Annotated in this window: 8 protein-coding genes, 1 tRNA gene, 3 rRNA genes and 2 pseudogenes; 11 read left to right on the forward strand and 3 right to left on the reverse strand. The window is 53.1% G+C overall.

Annotated features, from left to right (window positions below):
• Window positions 1-202 precede the first annotated feature (202 nt).
• From pckA to EZ315_RS05350, 9 genes and pseudogenes are all read left to right on the forward strand, one after another.
• On the forward strand, window positions 203-1,807 hold the full coding sequence (pckA, locus tag EZ315_RS05310; RefSeq protein ID WP_135471163.1) for a phosphoenolpyruvate carboxykinase (ATP): 1,605 nt from the start codon (window positions 203-205) through the stop codon (window positions 1,805-1,807).
• 157 nt (window positions 1,808-1,964) lie between these two features.
• Window positions 1,965-2,759 (forward strand): glycosyltransferase family 2 protein, encoded by a 795-nt coding sequence (locus EZ315_RS05315; protein ID WP_135471164.1) that lies wholly within the window; start codon window positions 1,965-1,967, stop codon window positions 2,757-2,759.
• Between the two features lie 511 nt (window positions 2,760-3,270).
• Window positions 3,271-4,802: ribosomal RNA gene (locus EZ315_RS05320) — 16S ribosomal RNA — on the forward strand.
• 203 nt (window positions 4,803-5,005) lie between these two features.
• Window positions 5,006-5,079, forward strand: a tRNA-Ile gene (locus EZ315_RS05325).
• A gap of 181 nt (window positions 5,080-5,260) precedes the next feature.
• Window positions 5,261-8,163, forward strand: a 23S ribosomal RNA gene (locus tag EZ315_RS05330).
• Window positions 8,164-8,415: 252 nt separating this feature from the next.
• Window positions 8,416-8,524 (forward strand): 5S ribosomal RNA (gene rrf / locus EZ315_RS05335).
• Together the 16S, 23S and 5S rRNA genes with 1 tRNA gene alongside form the textbook arrangement of a ribosomal RNA operon.
• A 432-nt stretch (window positions 8,525-8,956) precedes the next feature.
• A complete protein-coding gene (locus EZ315_RS05340; RefSeq protein ID WP_135470762.1) occupies window positions 8,957-9,460 on the forward strand; it encodes an RNA polymerase sigma factor in 504 nt (167 codons plus the stop codon).
• A gap of 268 nt (window positions 9,461-9,728) precedes the next feature.
• Window positions 9,729-11,534 (forward strand): 30S ribosomal protein S1, encoded by a 1,806-nt coding sequence (rpsA, locus tag EZ315_RS05345; protein ID WP_135471165.1) that lies wholly within the window; start codon window positions 9,729-9,731, stop codon window positions 11,532-11,534.
• Window positions 11,535-11,774: 240 nt separating this feature from the next.
• Window positions 11,775-12,401, forward strand: a pseudogene (locus EZ315_RS05350) (formyltetrahydrofolate deformylase); the annotation flags it as partial.
• A 320-nt stretch (window positions 12,402-12,721) separates the two neighbouring features.
• Here EZ315_RS05350 and EZ315_RS05355 read toward each other — a convergent pair.
• Window positions 12,722-13,792, reverse strand: coding sequence for an IS110 family RNA-guided transposase (locus EZ315_RS05355; protein WP_055301324.1), 1,071 nt, complete (start codon window positions 13,790-13,792; stop codon window positions 12,722-12,724).
• 159 nt (window positions 13,793-13,951) lie between these two features.
• Between EZ315_RS05355 and EZ315_RS05360 the strand changes: the two are divergent.
• Window positions 13,952-14,233, forward strand: a pseudogene (locus tag EZ315_RS05360) (formyltransferase family protein); the annotation flags it as partial.
• 32 nt (window positions 14,234-14,265) lie between these two features.
• Here EZ315_RS05360 and purN read toward each other — a convergent pair.
• Both purN and EZ315_RS05370 read right to left on the reverse strand, forming a co-directional pair.
• Window positions 14,266-14,835 carry a phosphoribosylglycinamide formyltransferase gene (gene purN, locus EZ315_RS05365; protein WP_135471167.1) on the reverse strand — a complete coding sequence of 190 codons (570 nt, stop codon included), beginning with the start codon at window positions 14,833-14,835 and terminating at the stop codon, window positions 14,266-14,268.
• Window positions 14,836-14,944: 109 nt separating this feature from the next.
• Entirely contained in the window at window positions 14,945-16,045 is a 1,101-nt protein-coding gene (locus tag EZ315_RS05370; protein ID WP_135470077.1) for an ISAs1 family transposase, read from the reverse strand.
• Window positions 16,046-16,303: 258 nt separating this feature from the next.
• Between EZ315_RS05370 and glmS the strand changes: the two genes are divergently transcribed.
• Window positions 16,304-18,154, forward strand: coding sequence for a glutamine--fructose-6-phosphate transaminase (isomerizing) (gene glmS, locus EZ315_RS05375; protein ID WP_135471168.1), 1,851 nt, complete (start codon window positions 16,304-16,306; stop codon window positions 18,152-18,154).
• Window positions 18,155-18,267: the final 113 nt, after the last annotated feature.

Raw genomic sequence — 18,267 nt, forward strand, 5'->3', positions numbered from 1 at the left:
CATTAAACACCTTTATGGATAGGTTTGTTCCGGTTTTGATGCAATGTGTGAAGGCTATTGTGCATAATGACAGCAAATCTTAATTAATAAAGAAAAATTTCTTTAATTATGCGTCCTGTTAACAAAAAAGTCACTACCTTTGCACACGTAGAAAAAGGCAATTATTCATTTTATATATCAAATAACACTCTAACTGTTTACAATGAGTACAATTGATTTATCCCAGTACGGAATCACCGGTGCACAGGTGATCCACAATCCCAGCTACGATCAGCTTTTCATTGATGAAGTTAAGCCCGGACTTGAGGGCTACGAGAAAGGTCAGGAGACCGAGCTCGGCGCAGTCAATGTAATGACCGGTATATATACCGGACGTTCACCCAAGGACAAGTTCTTCGTGAAGGACAGCACAAGCGAGAACTCTATCTGGTGGACCTCCGAAGAATACAAGAACGACAACAAGGCTATCACTCCCGAGGCTTGGAAGGCTCTCAAGGCTATCGCCGACAAGGAACTTTCCAACAAGACTCTCTATGTCGTTGACGCTTTCTGCGGCACCAACCCCGACACTCGTCTTGCAGTACGCTTCGTTATGGAAGTGGCTTGGCAGGCTCACTTTGTGACCAATATGTTCATCCGTCCCACCGAGGAGGAGCTCAAGAACTTCACCCCCGACTTCGTTGTGCTCAATGCTTCCAAGGCTAAGGTTGAGAACTGGAAGGAGCTCGGCATCAACTCCGAGACCTGTGTGGCTTTCAACCTCACCGACCGTATGCAGCTCATCATCAACACATGGTATGGTGGCGAGATGAAGAAGGGCATGTTCTCTATCATGAACTATTACAACCCCCTCCGCGGCATTGCTTCAATGCACTGCTCTGCCAACACCGACATGGAGGGTGAGAACACCGCCATCTTCTTCGGACTTTCCGGAACAGGCAAGACAACCCTTTCAACCGATCCCAAGCGTCTTCTCATCGGCGACGACGAGCACGGCTGGGACGACAACGGCGTGTTCAACTACGAGGGCGGATGCTATGCCAAGGTTATCAACCTCGACAAAGAGAGCGAGCCCGATATCTACAACGCTATCCGTCGTGACGCTCTTCTTGAGAACGTGACAGTTGACAAGGACGGCAAGATCGATTTCACCGACAAGAGCGTGACCGAGAACACCCGCGTGAGCTACCCCATCGACCACATCAAGAACATCGTGCGTCCTTCTCGTGGTCCCGCCGCCAAGAACGTGATCTTCCTTTCTGCCGACGCTTTCGGAGTGCTTCCTCCCGTATCTATCCTTTCACCTGAGCAGACCAAGTACTACTTCCTCTCAGGCTTCACCAGCAAGCTCGCAGGTACAGAGCGTGGCATCACCGAGCCCACCCCCACATTCTCTGCATGCTTCGGCGCGGCATTCCTCTCGCTTCACCCTGTGAAGTATGCCGAGGAGCTCGTTAAGCGCATGGAGAAGAGCGGTGCCAAGGCTTATCTCGTTAACACCGGCTGGAACGGTACAGGCAAGCGTATCTCTATCCGCGATACTCGTGGCATCATCGACGCTATCCTTGACGGCTCAATCCTCAGCGCGCCCACCAAGAAGCTCCCCATCTTCGACTTCGAGGTTCCCACTCAGCTTCCTGGCGTTGACCCCAGCATTCTTGATCCCCGCGACACTTATGCTGACGCTTCTGAATGGACAGCCAAGGCCGACAAGCTCGCCGAGATGTTCATCAACAACTTCAAGAAGTTCGAGGGCAATGATGCCGGTCGTGCACTTGTGGCCGCAGGTCCCCACGTAGAGAAGTAATCCCTGCTGACCAATAGGCATTATCAATATGCGCTGCTCCATGTCCGTAAGGCTTGGGGCAGCGTTTTATTTTGTTGGCGCATTCCATCCTTTGGTTGTGGGGTAACATAATAATACTTATATTTGTAGCCGGAATCAATATAAATCATCATAGTTAATGACTACAGCCCTTGTCATCACCACCTACAATGCTCCTCTCGACCTCAGATGCACATTGCTCTCAGTAGCGAGGCAGACCGTGATGCCCGATGAGATCATTATAGCCGATGACGGCTCGCGCGAACCGACGCGTGAGATGATCGAAAGCTTCCGCCCGATATTTGGCGACAGGCTCGTGCATGTGTGGCAGCCCGACGAGGGCTTCCAGTTGTCACGTATACGCAACCGTGCCATAGCCGCCGCCAAGTCCGACTATATAATAATGATCGATGGTGACATGATACTTGACCGTCGGTTCATAGCCGAGCATCTGCGCAATGCCCGGAGCGGGTATTATGTGGCTGGGTTGCGTTCCATGCTCGACCCGAAAGTCTCCGACAGGCTTCGTAATAATGAATTCCGAGGTCCGCTCACATGGTACAGTGCGCCCATGAGCTTGCGTCTGCACTCCATACATGCCTCATGGCTCACACGCTTTCTTGTGAAGCATCATGGCAAGTCGGTGCGTCAGCTCATAGGGGCGAATATGGCTTTTTGGCGTGATGATGCAATCCGTGCCAACGGATTCGACGAGTCATTTACACAATGGGGAGAAGAGGAGCGTGAATTTGCCATAAGGCTTAACAATCTCGGCATACGTCGTCGCACCATGGTTTTTTCCGGCATCCAGTTCCATCTTTATCATCCTTCGCGTAAGGACGAGGAGTCCTTGGCTCGTAATGGTGACCGCTTGCGTGCCACTCTTGCATCCGGTGCCACTCGTTGTGAAAGGGGGATTGATCAGTATCTTTAGCATGCTGCCTTGTTTTAACAGGAGGATTGTCTCCGAATATTATAATATGGGGCGTTTTTCAGAATTGGGCATGTTTTTGGGTGGGATGTATTTTGCGCCAAAAACAGTCCTGTAACACCGATTTGGGAATAAAGTTCGCTCTGATATGTTAAATAACTGTTAAAAGAGGGATAAAAATTTGGATGGAATGGGAAAAGGCAGTACCTTTGCATCGCTTTTCCGGGGAACGCCCCTGGTCAGGCATGAGAACATTGAAAGAATTGCAACGATAGAAGTAGTACAAGAGACGGTCGCTGCCGATCGGCGGCGATATGATTCTCCTGTCAATTTCCATCCCATACAAGAAGAAACGAAATAGACCGGCGTTAAGGGCAGACATGTCCGCTGGGCGACACGCCCCATCCTCCGGATGGGTGCGGTGAGAGGTTCGTCTCTCCGCGAAAGCAACGAACAACAAATCAGTTTCTGTTGCTTGATTTCAACTGAAAAGAAGAAAATAAGACAATAGAAAACAGCGGAGAGTTTGATCCTGGCTCAGGATGAACGCTAGCGACAGGCTTAACACATGCAAGTCGAGGGGCAGCGGGGGAGCAGCAATGCTCCCGCCGGCGACCGGCGCACGGGTGAGTAACACGTATGGAACCTGCCCGCAGCAGGGGGATAAGCGGAAGAAATTCCGTCTAATACCGCGTAACACCGCAGAGGGGCATCCCTCGGCGGTTAAAGATTCATCGGCTGCGGATGGCCATGCGGCGCATTAGCTAGTCGGCGGGGTAACGGCCCACCGAGGCGACGATGCGTAGGGGTTCTGAGAGGAAGGTCCCCCACACTGGTACTGAGACACGGACCAGACTCCTACGGGAGGCAGCAGTGAGGAATATTGGTCAATGGCCGGGAGGCTGAACCAGCCAAGTCGCGTGAGGGAAGACGGCCCTACGGGTTGTAAACCTCTTTTGTCAGGGAGCAAGAGGCGGGTCGGGACCTGCTGTGAGAGTACCTGAAGAAAAAGCATCGGCTAACTCCGTGCCAGCAGCCGCGGTAATACGGAGGATGCGAGCGTTATCCGGATTTATTGGGTTTAAAGGGTGCGCAGGCGGAGGCACAAGTCAGCGGTAAAATCGCGGGGCTCAACCCCGCTCCGCCGTTGAAACTGTGTCCCTTGAGTGCGCGAAGGGTAGGCGGAATGCGTGGTGTAGCGGTGAAATGCATAGATATCACGCAGAACTCCGATCGCGAAGGCAGCCTACCGGCGCGCAACTGACGCTCATGCACGAAAGCGTGGGTATCGAACAGGATTAGATACCCTGGTAGTCCACGCAGTAAACGATGAATGCTATCTGTCCGGCCGGAATGACGGCTGGGTGGCACAGCGAAAGCGTTAAGCATTCCACCTGGGGAGTACGCCGGCAACGGTGAAACTCAAAGGAATTGACGGGGGCCCGCACAAGCGGAGGAACATGTGGTTTAATTCGATGATACGCGAGGAACCTTACCCGGGCTCAAACGACGCAGGGATGTATGTGAAAGCATAAAGTCCTTTCAGGACCTGCGTCGAGGTGCTGCATGGTTGTCGTCAGCTCGTGCCGTGAGGTGTCGGCTTAAGTGCCATAACGAGCGCAACCCCCATCTTCAGTTGCCATCAGGTAGAGCTGGGCACTCTGGAGAGACTGCCGGCGCAAGCTGCGAGGAAGGCGGGGATGACGTCAAATCAGCACGGCCCTTACGTCCGGGGCGACACACGTGTTACAATGGCAGGTACAGCGGGAAGCCAGGCGGCGACGCCGAGCGGAACCCGAAAACCTGTCTCAGTTCGGATCGGAGTCTGCAACCCGACTCCGTGAAGCTGGATTCGCTAGTAATCGCGCATCAGCCATGGCGCGGTGAATACGTTCCCGGGCCTTGTACACACCGCCCGTCAAGCCATGGAAGCCGGGGGTGCCTGAAGTGTGCAGCCGCAAGGAGCGCCCTAAGGTAAAACCGGTGACTGGGGCTAAGTCGTAACAAGGTAGCCGTACCGGAAGGTGCGGCTGGAACACCTCCTTTCTGGAGCGAGACGAGACGTCCGCTCTCACGGTCCGCCGCAGATGCGGCGTGGCTGCCCGCCGGGACCTATCTCGGACTTCGGGACATGGACAATACGACAGGGAGAACACGCCTCGACACACACTTCTACGTCACGTTGCAACCTCATACGATCCCCGCCCGCAGGCGGATTCACCCGAGTCCTTGCCATAAGGGATCAGGACAGTCCCTTAGCTCAGTTGGTTAGAGCGCTACACTGATAATGTAGAGGTCGGCAGTTCAACTCTGCCAGGGACTACTCAGAAGAGAGGACATTGACATACTGGAAGCGCGCATCAATTAAAAGTTGATGCGAAGCGAATCGAAGAAAACGAGTAACACAAATCAAAGAGCAAGCAACACTGCAACCCTGCTGAGTGAGAATGATGCAGGCGAGGGTGTTCTACTGGAAAAACCGATTGGATTACTTACAGGTCATAAAGAAAGGAGAGAAGGGCACATGAAGGATGCCTGGGCTCTCGGAGGCGACGAAGGACGTGACAAGCTGCGAAAAGCCGCGGGTAGGAGCAAATATCCTGTGATCCGCGGATGTCCGAATGGGGCAACCCGGCGCGGGCGACCGCGTCACCACCCTTGAAGGGTGGAGCGAACCCGGGGAACTGAAACATCTCAGTACCCGGAGGAAAAGAAAATAACCCAATGATTGCGCAAGTAGTGGCGAGCGAACGCGCAGGAGCCCAAACCGGCGGTGTCGAGGCACCGACCGGGGTTGTAGGACCGCCAAAGAATGGACAGGACAAGCGTAGCCGAACCCACTGGAAAGTGGGGCCGCAGCGGGTGACAGCCCCGTAGGCGAAACGCGCGTCGTGACAGAGGCGGCACCTGAGTAAGCCGGGACACGAGGAATCCTGGCCGAATCCGCGGGGACCATCCCGCAAGGCTAAATACTACCGAGAGACCGATAGCGAACCAGTACCGTGAGGGAAAGGTGAAAAGAACCTCGAACAGAGGAGTGAAACAGACCCTGAAATCATGTGCCTACAAGCGGTCGGAGCCCTTTCGTGGGGTGACGGCGTGCCTTTTGCATAATGAACCTACGAGTTGCCGGCGGCGGCGAGGCTAAGGGGCTCAGCCCCGGAGCCGGAGCGAAAGCGAGTCCGAAGAGGGCGTGCACAGTCACCGTCGGCAGACGCGAAACCAAGTGATCTACCCTTGGGCAGGATGAAGGTGAGGTAACACTCACTGGAGGTCCGAACCGGTAAGCGTTGAAAAGCTTTCGGATGACCTGAGGGTAGGAGTGAAAGGCCAATCAAACTTGGAGATAGCTCGTACTCCCCGAAATGCATTTAGGTGCAGCCTCGGGCTCAGTACCGTGGAGGTAGAGCGACTGATAGGATGCGAGGGCTTCACCGCCTATCAAGTCCTGACAAACTCCGAATGCCACGGCACGGTCCCCGGGAGTGAGGGCGCGGGTGCTAAGGTCCGCGTCCGAGAGAGGAACAACTCAGACCACCGTCTAAGGCCCCGAAATCCGGGCTAAGTTGAAGACAATAACGAGGTGGGACCGCAAGGACAGCTAGGATGTTGGCTTGGAAGCAGCCATTCATTTAAAGAGTGCGTAACAGCTCACTAGTCGAGTGGTCCCGCATGGATAATAATCGGGCATAAGCCCGGTGCCGAAGGCGTGGACCTGCCGGTATTCCGGCGGGTGGTAGGGGAGCATTCCGGTAGCCGCGGAAGGTTGGGCGCGAGCCTGGCTGGAGGCCCCGGAAAAGCAAATGTAGGTATAAGTAACGACAAGGGGAGCGAGAAACTCCCCCGCCGTAAGACCAAGGGTTTCTGATCAACGCTAATCGGATCAGAGTCAGTCGGGACCTAAGGCGCAGCCGCAAGGCGTAGCCGATGGAAGAAACGGTCAACATTCCGTTACTCGGTATGAGAGCGATGTGGAGACGGAGAAGTGACACTCCCGCGCGCTGACGGAATAGCGCGTTGAACCGCAAAGGTATACGCCGCCCAGGCAAATCCGGGCGGAGTGCCGAAGCGGGACAGTACGGCGAGCCCCCGGGCGAGCCGACAGCGGAGGTAACCATGCTCCCGAGAAAATCCGCTAAGCATATCCCATGCCGACCCGTACCCTAAACCGACACAGGTGGTCGGGTAGAACATACCAAGGCGCTCGAGAGATTCACGGTTAAGGAACTAGGCAAACTGACCCCGTAACTTCGGGATAAGGGGTCCCCTCCTCCGGGAGGGGCGCAGAGAATAGGTCCAGGCAACTGTTTAACAAAAACACAGGGCTGTGCGAAATTGAAAGATGAAGAATACAGCCTGACACCTGCCCGGTGCCGGAAGGTTAAGAGGAGATGTCACAGCAATGGAAGCATTGAATTGAAGCCCCGGTAAACGGCGGCCGTAACTATAACGGTCCTAAGGTAGCGAAATTCCTTGTCGGGTAAGTTCCGACCTGCACGAATGGTGTAATGATCCGGACACTGTCTCAACCGTGAGCTCGGTGAAATTGTAGTATCGGTGAAGATGCCGATTACCCGCAACGGGACGAAAAGACCCCGTGAACCTTTACTGCAGCTTAGCACTGTGACCGGGCGTGCGATGTGTAGGATAGTCAGGAGGCAGAGAACCGGCGACGCCAGTCGCCGAGGAGCCGACGTTGAAATACTGACCTTCGCACGTTTGGTCTCTAACCCGCGGTGCGGGGACACTGCTTGGTGGGTAGTTTGACTGGGGTGGTCGCCTCCAAAAGAGTAACGGAGGCTTCTAAAGGTGCGCTCAGGCCGATTGGTAACCGGCCGTGGAGTGTAATGGCACAAGCGCGCTTGACTGAGAGACATACAGGTCGAACAGGTAGGAAACTAGAGCATAGTGATCCGGTGGTTCCGCATGGAAGGGCCATCGCTCAAAGGATAAAAGGTACTCCGGGGATAACAGGCTGATCCCTCCCAAGAGCTCATATCGACGGAGTGGTTTGGCACCTCGATGTCGGCTCGTCACATCCCGGGGCTGGAGAAGGTCCCAAGGGTTAGGCTGTTCGCCTATTAAAGTGGCACGCGAGCTGGGTTCAGAACGTCGTGAGACAGTTCGGTCTCTATCTGTTGTGGGCGCGGGAGATTTGCGAGGCCCCGACACTAGTACGAGAGGACCGTGTCGGACCGACCACCGGTGAGCCGGTTGTACCGCCAGGTGCACCGCCGGGTAGCCGCGTCGGGCCAGGATAAGTGCTGAAAGCATCTAAGCACGAAGCCCCCCTCAAGATAAGATCTCCACATAAGGGCCGTCCGAGACGAGGACGTCGATAGGTCGCAGGTGCAAGCGCGGCAACGCGTTCAGCCGAGCGATACTAATCGCCCAAACCCTTTCTCAGGGAGACATCCCTCAAAACATGTAAATAATATTAAACCGGCCGGGTGGCCCCGCGATGGCATCATCATCGGAGGCGACAGGACCCGTTTCCGGGAGTGGTCCGACGCCAGAGAGTCCCGCGTGCGATCATCGCGGGTCCGTCAGACACACCTTCCGGTGGTGCTTGCCGGAGTGTTACCGGGGACCAAGGACGGTCATCGTGCCGTCAAGAGTCACGGTTCGCAGCTTCCAGCGTGCCTTTCTTCTACCGAACTAAGGCGGCCATAGCGTGAGGGCTCCACCTCTTCCCATTCCGAACAGAGCAGTTAAACCTCACCACGTCGATGATACTGCGAAAGCGGGAAAGTAGATAACCGCCCCTTCCCGAGCCCCGAGGACCAGAGTCCCCGGGGCTATTCTTTTATGTGCCCCAAGGGCGGCGGGACCCCCATGCCTCCGCCGCCCTTCCGGAGCCCATGGGAGCCCTCACAGGCACATGCGGGCAGGCACAGGCCTGCCCGCATGTCCGCCGCCCGGGGGAGTGCGCCAGTGGAGCGCGGATATGTGTCAGATGGGCCCTCGGACTGTTACCTGTAACAATTTTGTTACAAAAGCATCACATATGCAACTGCCTGTCATACAGGCATGGACCTGCATTGCCGGCATCATGCGGCCGCCGTGGCGCCAAAAACCGTCATTGATATGCGCGAGCACCGGATGGAACTCCGTAACTTTGGATCACCGGAACGGCATGGCACGCCCAGCCTCCGCACAGACCGGACCTAGTTCACACATTCACTAAAGGCGACACCATAATGGCAAACAAGGAATTCGAAAGCAAGCTCATGAGCCTCCAGGGCAACCTGCTGAACTTCGCGTACATGCTCACGTCCGACCGGGACAATGCCTACGACCTCCTGCAGGACACGACCCTGAAGGCCCTCGACAACGAAAGCAAGTACGTCGACAACACCAACTTCAAGGGATGGGTGTTCACCATCATGCGCAACATCTTCATCAACAACTACCGCCGCAGCGTGCGGTCCCAGACCGTCGTAGACCAGACCGAGGACCTCTACCACCTGAACCTCTCGCAGGACTCGGGCCTTGAGAGCCCTGAAGGGTCGTACGGGGCAGGGGAGATCACCGCCGCCATCGACTCCTTCCCCGAGGAGTACAGAGTGCCCTTCTCGATGCACGTCGCCGGCTACAAGTACAACGAGATAGCCGAGCGCATGGGCCTCCCCCTGGGCACCGTCAAGAGCCGCATATTCTTTGCCCGGAAGAAGCTGCAGGCTCAGTTCAAGGACTACAGGTAGAAGCACCCTTGTGCCCAAGCACTGCGAGCCATCCCATAAAGGCAATAAGACAGTCCATATACAAGACCCACAGCACCCGTCCTCATGTGATTGAATAAATCCAATGGGGCGGGTGCTTGTTTTCTCTTGTAATGGATTGTCAGGTGCGAAATTATTGCGTTGAGTCATTGCGGTTTGAAAAAAAATCACTATCTTTGCGCCGCTTATGCGCCTGATAGCGTGAGGCATATTAATTAACCATATTTATTAACCCCATTATCCAGTTTTAATGACTGAAGAAGTAAAAAACTCCCCTATCGAGGATTTCGATTGGGAAGCATTTGAAAAGGGTGAGACCAAGGGCGAGAAGTCGCGCGAAGAGCTCACCAAGACCTATGATGAATCGCTCAACACCGTGCGTGACAAGGATGTAATCGAAGGTACCATCATCTCACTCAACAAGCGTGAGGCTGTGGTTAACATCGGCTATAAGAGCGACGGCATCATCCCCATGAGCGAGTTCCGCTACAATCCTGAGATCAAGGTCGGCGATGTTGTCGAAGTGTTCATTGAGAATCAGGAGGACAAGAAGGGCCAGCTCATCCTCTCTCACCGCAAGGCACGCGCAGCACGTTCTTGGGACCGCATTAACGAGGCTCTTGAGAAGGACGAAGTCATCAAGGGCTTCATCAAGTGCCGCACCAAAGGCGGTATGATTGTCGACGTATTCGGCATCGAGGCGTTCCTCCCCGGATCACAGATCGACGTCAAGCCTATCCGCGACTATGATATCTTCGTGGGCAAGACCATGGAGTTCAAGGTCGTTAAGATCAATCAGGAATTCAAGAATGTCGTTGTCAGCCACAAGGCTCTCATCGAGGCCGAGCTTGAGCAGCAGAAGCGTGAGATCATCGCTAAGCTTGAGAAAGGTCAGGTACTTGAGGGTACAGTCAAGAACATCACCAGCTACGGTGTGTTCATCGACCTTGGCGGCGTTGACGGTCTCATTCATATCACCGACCTTTCTTGGGGCCGCGTAAGCCATCCCGAGGAGGTTGTGCAGCTCGACCAGAAGCTCAATGTGGTAATTCTCGATTTCGATGACGAGAAGAAGCGCATCGCTCTCGGTCTCAAGCAGCTCCTTCCCCATCCTTGGGACGCTCTCGACTCAGAGCTCAAGGTTGGTGACAAGGTTAAGGGCAAGGTAGTCGTTATGGCTGACTATGGCGCATTCGTAGAGATCGCCCCCGGCGTAGAGGGTCTTATCCACGTAAGCGAGATGTCATGGAGCCAGCACCTCCGTTCCGCTCAGGACTTCATGAAGGTTGGCGATGAGATCGAAGCAGTGATACTTACCCTCGACCGCGAGGACCGCAAGATGTCGCTCGGCATCAAGCAGCTCCGCAACGATCCCTGGGAGAATATCGAGACAAAGTATCCTGTAGGTTCAAAGCACACTGCCCGCGTACGCAACTTCACCAACTTCGGTGTGTTCGTTGAGATCGAGGAGGGTGTTGACGGACTTATCCACATCTCTGACCTCTCTTGGACCAAGAAGGTTAAGCACCCCAGCGAGTTCACTCAGATAGGTGCCGACATCGAGGTTCAGGTTCTTGAGATCGACAAGGAGAACCGTCGTCTGTCACTCGGACACAAGCAGCTCGAAGAGAATCCCTGGGATGTATTCGAGACCATCTTCACTGTAGGTTCTGTTCACGAGGGCACTATCATCGAGGTGGTTGAGAAGGGCGCAGTCATCGCTCTCCCCTATGGTGTAGAGGGCTTCGCTACTCCCAAGCATCTTGCCAAGGCTGACGGCAGTCGTGCCCAGCTCGATGAGAAGCTTGAGTTCAAGGTGCTCGAATTCAACAAGGATTCCAAGCGCATCATCCTTTCTCACAGCCGTACCTTCGAGGACGAGCAGAAGGGCGAGCGCGCTGAGCAGCCCCGCAAGCGTGAGAACCGTGGCGAAGGCCGTCGTGGCGGCAACCGTCGCGCTGAGGAGACTCCAGTTCTCACCACTCCGCTCGAAAAGACTACTCTCGGCGATCTTGAGGCTCTCGCAAGCCTTAAGGAGAAGCTCGCCGGCAAGTAATCTTGCTATGACTTTCATGAGTGCGTAGGGGCATCGGATCCCCGCATGCATTGCCTGCGTACCGTCAATCTATTTGCTCCCCTGTCGCTATTCGCGGCGACAGGGGAGATTTTTTTTGTTTTAATGAGCCGTAAGTGTGACATTTATTTTCTTGATTTGTCAGATCTGTTGCATTCAGAAGCTTTTAAGCCATGTTTTGTGTGATATTTTGCTAACTTTGCACCCTAAACTTATAAAAGTATGGAAAACAAGAAACATGCCGACACCGCAGTCCTGCGCATGCACTGTCCCGATCAGCCCGGCATAATTGCAGTCATAACCGACTTTATAACCTCCAACCGTGGCAATATCCTTTATCTTGACCAGTATGTCGACCGTGCCACCGGCATCTTCTACATGCGCGTGGAATGGGATATCACCGACTTCCTTATCCCTAAAGAGAAGCTCAAGGACTATTTCCAGACCCTCTATGCCACGCGCTATCAGCTCACTCACCGTCTGAGCTTCACAAGCCATCGTCAGCGCATGGCTATATTTGTATCCAGGATGTCGCATTGCCTCTATGACCTTCTATCGCGATATATCGCCGGAGAGTGGGATGTGGAGATCCCTGTGATCATTTCCAACCACCCTGATCTTGCTATCGTTGGCAGGCAGTTCGACATACCGTTTGAGGTGGTGCCGGTGACACGCGACAACAAAGCCGAGATGGAACAGAGGGAATTTGAGATTCTTGACCGTTATGAAGTTGACTTTATAGTCTTAGCCCGCTATATGCAGGTGCTTTCGGAGGACTTCATAGACCGGTATCCCAATCACATCATCAACATCCATCACTCCTTCTATGTTGTATTCCAAAATTCTCGTTGAGATTTAGAAAAGATTAACGTTAAAAATCAATTGCTTATATTTCTGTGCCGATTGTGTAGGCACAAAAGAGTCATGATCGAGGCCTCTGCCCCAATCAAATAACCGGCAATCGGTTAGAGCCCGAAATGCCTTGTAGTAAAAAAAGTCCTATCAGGCAAACTTCTATCAGTCACGCCCCATCGGGCTGACAGTTTACTTATTCAGCATAATAGGAAAGACGCCACAACCTTTCTTTTAGATGCAGCCAAGGCTCATCAAGGAGGCGAGAGTAGCCGTCTTACTGTATTTGCCTATAAGACTTTTGTGTGTCGCATTATCTAACGGCATTCATATCTGCGGTTTGATTTCAGTACGGAAAATATTATGTTGGAGAGCTTGCGGGCTATCCGGATTATGGCTTCCTGCGACTTCATTCCGCGAGTGCACAATGCGCCGAACTTTGCGGAGAGTTCCGCGTCGTGCCGTATGGCTATCCATGAGGCCTCGACTATTTTTGGACCGAGGAATTTGTTTCCCCGGAAAGTCTTCTCACCGACGTATTCCTTGTCGCCGCTTGACGACATCATCGGCACGAGTCCGAGGAACGATGCGAACTGGCGCTGGTTACTGAAGCGACCGATGTCATCAATCTCGGTAAGCAGGCTCATGGCAATTGTCGAACCAATGCCGGGAACCGACATCAGGATGCCGTATTTCTCGGCATACCTGTCGCTGCGCGCCAGCGAGCGCAATCTGCGGTTGACATCAAGGAGGCGTTCCCTGTAATGGAGTACCTCGGCAATGAGCAGGTCAAGCGAGACCCGGGTGTCGGAGAGCAACCGCACGTCATTCTGCAACCACGTTATGAAACTTCTTGTCCAGTGGCGGTTGCTTCGGAAATATTCTTCGGGGTACTCCACGCCGTTGTTGTACAGCAGATGCTTGATTCTGGATTTTATGCCGCCGGAAAGCTTCACAATAGTGGCGCGGTGGCGTACCAGCGCACGGTCATCGAGGCTGTCCTTCGAGTGAATGTACACACTGCCGAGCTCGCCGCGCATAAGGGCTTTGGCCAGCTTTTTTGAATCCACCGGGTCTGACTTCGAGACCTTTTCCTTCTGGGTGGTCGGAACGTCAGCCGCATGTACCACGGTGCATTTTATACCAAGCTCAGTCAGGGCATAATAGGTCGAGAAGCCCGAAAACCCCGTCTCGTAGGCTGCATGGTAGCTACCGTTAGGATAATGCTTGTTCAAATGTTCAAAGAGCTCTTTGGCCGAAGCCTTTTGAGTATGAGTGCGCATAAACCCAGAGGGGGTGAGCACCGTGACACTCCATGTTCTCAGATGGACGTCGATACCAATAGAGATATTTTGTCCGCTGAAATCTTTTTTGTTACTTTGTACCATAGACGTATCGGTTTTGCTGTTAATGTATTTTGCTTTTACAAATTTACATGCAATTGCCCTTACGTCTATCTTTTCTCCTCACTCCTCTCGGGGGAAAGCCTTAGCGGCAAGGGGGCAGACAGCCCCCGTTGAGCGCCCCGTCAGCTAATCTGATGCAAACATAGTGACTTTCTTCCGGCATTCATAGGAGCCCGGCCCTATCATCAGGCTTTCGAGAGGGGGGTAAAGCTCATAGGGGCTACAAGCCACTATGTGACCACCGATCTTGATGCCGGACCCATCATAGAGCAGGAGACAGTGTGCATCACACATAAGGACACAGTGGACGACCTGGTCAAGAAAGGCCGTGACCTGGAAAAGATAGTGCTATCCCGCGCTGTCGAAAAACATATCCAGCGCAAGATCCTCACCTATGCCAACAAGACGGTAGTGTTCTCGTAGCCTTCGGGCTGTCGAGCGAATGCAGGCTCCGTTTATTTTAAGAATGTCTCGGCTATGACGCGGGGGAAGTGCCGGCTCTCCAGCATGTGTATCTTCTCCTCCACCTCGGCGGGGGTATCTTCGGGCGTCACGGATGTCTTGGCTTGGAATATAATCCTGCCTTCGTCGTATCTTTCGTTCACGAAATGGACGGTTATCCCGGTCTCATTCTCTCCGGCAGCCACTACAGCCTCATGCACATGGTGTCCGTACATCCCTTTGCCTCCGTATTTGGGAAGGAGTGCCGGATGGATGTTCACTATATGGTCAGGGTAGCGTTCGATCAGGAATGGCGGAATTATGAGCATGAATCCGGCAAGCACTATTATGTCGATTGAATATTCGTCCAGCAGTCCGAGCATCAGTGTTGGGGTGTTTATCTCATGCCGGGTCATCACTTTAGTGTCTACCCCAAGGTTTCTGCCACGTTGTATCACTTTGGCTTCAGGGTTGTTGCTTATCACAAGAGCTACTTCCCCGTCAAGGTCGGATGCTTGAAAGTATCGTATTATATTTTCGGCGTTAGTGCCGTTACCGGATGCAAATATTGCTATTCTTTTCATGGCAGAAGGTTTTACGGCACTAAGTTATAATTTTTATAGGGAAGAAAAAAGACTGTAGCTGTTTAATTTTCCCAAATCTCAGTAATCTCTCAGGGCTGACGCATGAGATTTAACTATCCTTAAAGACTTTGTACAGATATTCAGTGCTCCACATACATTTTTTGCGTCTTCGTTTAAGGCTGAGTTTATCGTTCTGCTTTTTAAGCATTTCCAATGCATACTTGCGCATCGCTGAAAAATTGACAGCGCCATTCTTGGCGCGTACGCGGCACATATCTTCCTGAAACGTCACGTCGAGATGCCAGTGTAGTTTGTTCTCGATACCCCAATGCGCACGAATACGCATCGCATAGTAAGAAGCCTCATCTTTCTCCACGCTGCTGAGATAGTAGATTGTTTCACGCGAGCGGGCACCGTTCTCAGTACGCTCACGCTCCATCTTTATGATACGTTTAAGACCGGGCCACTTCTCGTACATTCCCTCCTGTTCCAAAAGTGTCGTATCCATAATTGAACAGGTTCTCTTCTCAACTCTTCCGTGCCCCTTTTCCTCGGTTGTGTATACCGATATTGGAGTAGTGCTACTAAAGATACTCTCCGTCAGGCCCTTGAGTATCGGCTGATTGTCTTTAAGCGCCATCAGATAGTCGCCGCCCTGGAGTATGATCTGTTCTGCGATATTACGGTGGGTCCCCATTGCGTCGACTGAAACCAATGCCCCTGTAAGCCATAAAGAGGACAATACGGACGGCAGAACCGTAAGTTCGTTGGTCTTGCCATCCACCGGCTTTTCGGCAACGCAGATTTCTGTTTCAGATACCCACGCATTGAGGATATACAGTCCGTGGCATCCGGGACTCCTGGGATTTTCACCCCGCAGTTTCTTACCGTCAATGATGACCTGATTGCCGCACAGGGATTCGATTATGTGGCCTCGGCAGCAATCAAGACTTGCCCGGAGCTGAGCGGGATTGACAGACTCTACAACACGAAGTATCGTGTCACCACACGGGACACCGTTGCTAAGCTTCAGCAATCCGGCGGCCTTGAATTCTTCCTCTCGGTCTGTAACCATATCCGATATGTCGTCACAGTCCTCACAATCACACAACACGCCGATGAGTGCCATTCGGAGCACATCCTCAAGCTCATGTTTAACCTTGCCCAAGTCGCGCGGGTCTTTTACTTTGCTGAAAATTTCTATTTGCATACCTCTAATATAACCATTTTCAGCAACATATGCAATATCTGAAAGTTTATTTCACATAATCAGGTGAATTTTTGACTGAATTTGAGTTAAATCTCATGCGCCAGCCCTGGTAATCTCTGACGCGATGACTGTAAATCAAAGTATTTTTTCTATCTTTGCGGGAAATTCGATCAGTATGCATGACAGGGTCCCTGATCCTGTCGGTTATTCTATCTCTAATCCTAATCTCAAAAAGTTAATCTGTAATAAATTCGCTATATGTGTGGTATAGTTGGTTACCTCGGCTCCAATGGAGCATATGAAATATTGATTCAGGGGTTGAAGCGTCTGGAGTATCGAGGCTATGACTCCGCCGGTGTCGCGCTTGTGACTGCCGATGGCAGCCTTAATGTGCATAAGTCGCGCGGCAAGGTATCTAATCTTGAGCAGACTGCCGCCGCAGGTTGCACTGCCGGGTCAATAGGCATTGCCCATACCCGCTGGGCCACCCACGGAGAGCCTAACGATATCAATGCACACCCCCATGTATCCCAGAGCGGGGATATCGCACTCGTGCATAACGGCACCATCGAGAATTATGCTGTACTCAAGAAGGTGCTTGAGGAGCATGGCTACACCTTCAGGAGCGAGACCGATACCGAGGTGCTCGTGCAGCTGGTGGACTATGTAAGGAGCACCACCCCCGACTGTTCTCTTGCCGAGGCTGTGCGTGAGGCTCTTCTCCAGGTGGAGGGGGCATATGCAGTGGCAGTGGTCGAAAAGGGTGACCCCGATACCCTCGTGGTGGCACGCAAGAGCTCACCGCTCGTGATAGGGGTAGGTGACGGCGAGACCTTCATCGCATCCGATGCTACACCCATCATCGGTTATACCGACAAGGTGATCTATCTCAAGAACAACGAGATGGCCGTCATACGTCGTGGCGAGCCGCTGTCGATATTCGAGATTGACTCACATACACCGTCCAAGATAAGCATAAAGCAGCTCAAACTGTCGCTTGCCCAGCTTGAGAAAGGCGGTTACGACACCTTTATGCTCAAGGAGATATTCGAGCAGCCCACCACTCTGCGCGACTGTCTGCGCGGACGCATCACAGGCGACTGTTCCCGCGTCACGCTTTCAGGAGTGGAGCTCAACAAGGACAGGTTTCTTCAGGCAGAGCGCATCACACTGGTGGCATGCGGCACCTCGTGGCATGCGGCACTCATCGGCAAGCGTCTCATCCAGGACTTCTGCCAGATACCGGTGGAGGTGGAATATGCCTCAGAATTCCGTTACGGCAATCCTGTGCTTAACGACAGGGATATAGTCATAGCCATATCCCAGTCAGGGGAGACAGCCGATACGCTTGCCGCGATACAGTTGGCAAAGGATAAGGGAGCGTTCGTATATGGTGTGTGCAATGTGGTGGGAGCCTCCATCCCTCGTGCCACCGATTCCGGTACCTATATCCATGTAGGGCCTGAGATAGGCGTGGCGTCCACCAAGGCATTTACCGGACAGGTGACAGTGCTCACGCTCCTTGCACTCGCTGTGGGACAGCTCCGCGGAGTCATAGACAGCAGCACAGTCCAGAGCGTGGCTACGGCACTCAATGCCATGCCGGGGACCATTGAGGAGACCCTGAAATGCAATGATGCGGTGCAGAAGCTCTCCATGTTCTTCACCTATGCCCACAATTTCATTTATCTCGGCCGCGGCTACAACTATCCCACCGCGCTTGAGGGTGCCCTTAAGTTGAAGGAGATCTCCTATATCCATGCGGAAGGTTATCCCGCAGCCGAAATGAAGCATGGTCCCATCGCCCTTATCGACCAGGAGATGCCGAGCGTGATCATCGCCCCCAGCGACTCGCTGTATGACAAGATCATATCCAATGTGCAGCAGGTCAAGAGCCGAGGCGGCGCAGTGGTGGCGATTGTATCCAAGGGAAACACAGCCATGAAGGATATTGCTAACTTCTGTATCGAGATACCCGATGTGCCGGAATGCCTTACTCCGCTTGTCGCATCAATACCCCTTCAGCTCCTGGCATACTATATTGCTGTCAACAAGGGCAAGAATGTCGACCAGCCACGCAATCTTGCAAAATCGGTCACTGTGGAGTAGGAAGTACTTTACAACAATATACAGCAACGCGCTATATGTCGTAAGTGCGATGACAAAAATAAGGCGGGGACACTCTCCCCGCCTTATTATTTTATATCCGATTCTGGAAAAGC

The sequence above is a fragment of the Duncaniella freteri genome (genome assembly GCF_004766125.1).
Classification (GTDB): Bacteria; Bacteroidota; Bacteroidia; order Bacteroidales; family Muribaculaceae; genus Duncaniella; species Duncaniella freteri.

Coding starts and splice junctions, on each gene's coding strand:
- pckA (WP_135471163.1), top strand. CDS start 203: ATGAGTACAATTGATTTATCCCAGTACGGAATCACCGGTGCACAGGTG.
- EZ315_RS05315 (WP_135471164.1), top strand. CDS start 1,965: ATGACTACAGCCCTTGTCATCACCACCTACAATGCTCCTCTCGACCTC.
- EZ315_RS05340 (WP_135470762.1), top strand. CDS start 8,957: ATGGCAAACAAGGAATTCGAAAGCAAGCTCATGAGCCTCCAGGGCAAC.
- rpsA (WP_135471165.1), top strand. CDS start 9,729: ATGACTGAAGAAGTAAAAAACTCCCCTATCGAGGATTTCGATTGGGAA.
- EZ315_RS05355 (WP_055301324.1), bottom strand. CDS start 13,792: ATGGTACAAAGTAACAAAAAAGATTTCAGCGGACAAAATATCTCTATT.
- purN (WP_135471167.1), bottom strand. CDS start 14,835: ATGAAAAGAATAGCAATATTTGCATCCGGTAACGGCACTAACGCCGAA.
- EZ315_RS05370 (WP_135470077.1), bottom strand. CDS start 16,045: ATGCAAATAGAAATTTTCAGCAAAGTAAAAGACCCGCGCGACTTGGGC.
- glmS (WP_135471168.1), top strand. CDS start 16,304: ATGTGTGGTATAGTTGGTTACCTCGGCTCCAATGGAGCATATGAAATA.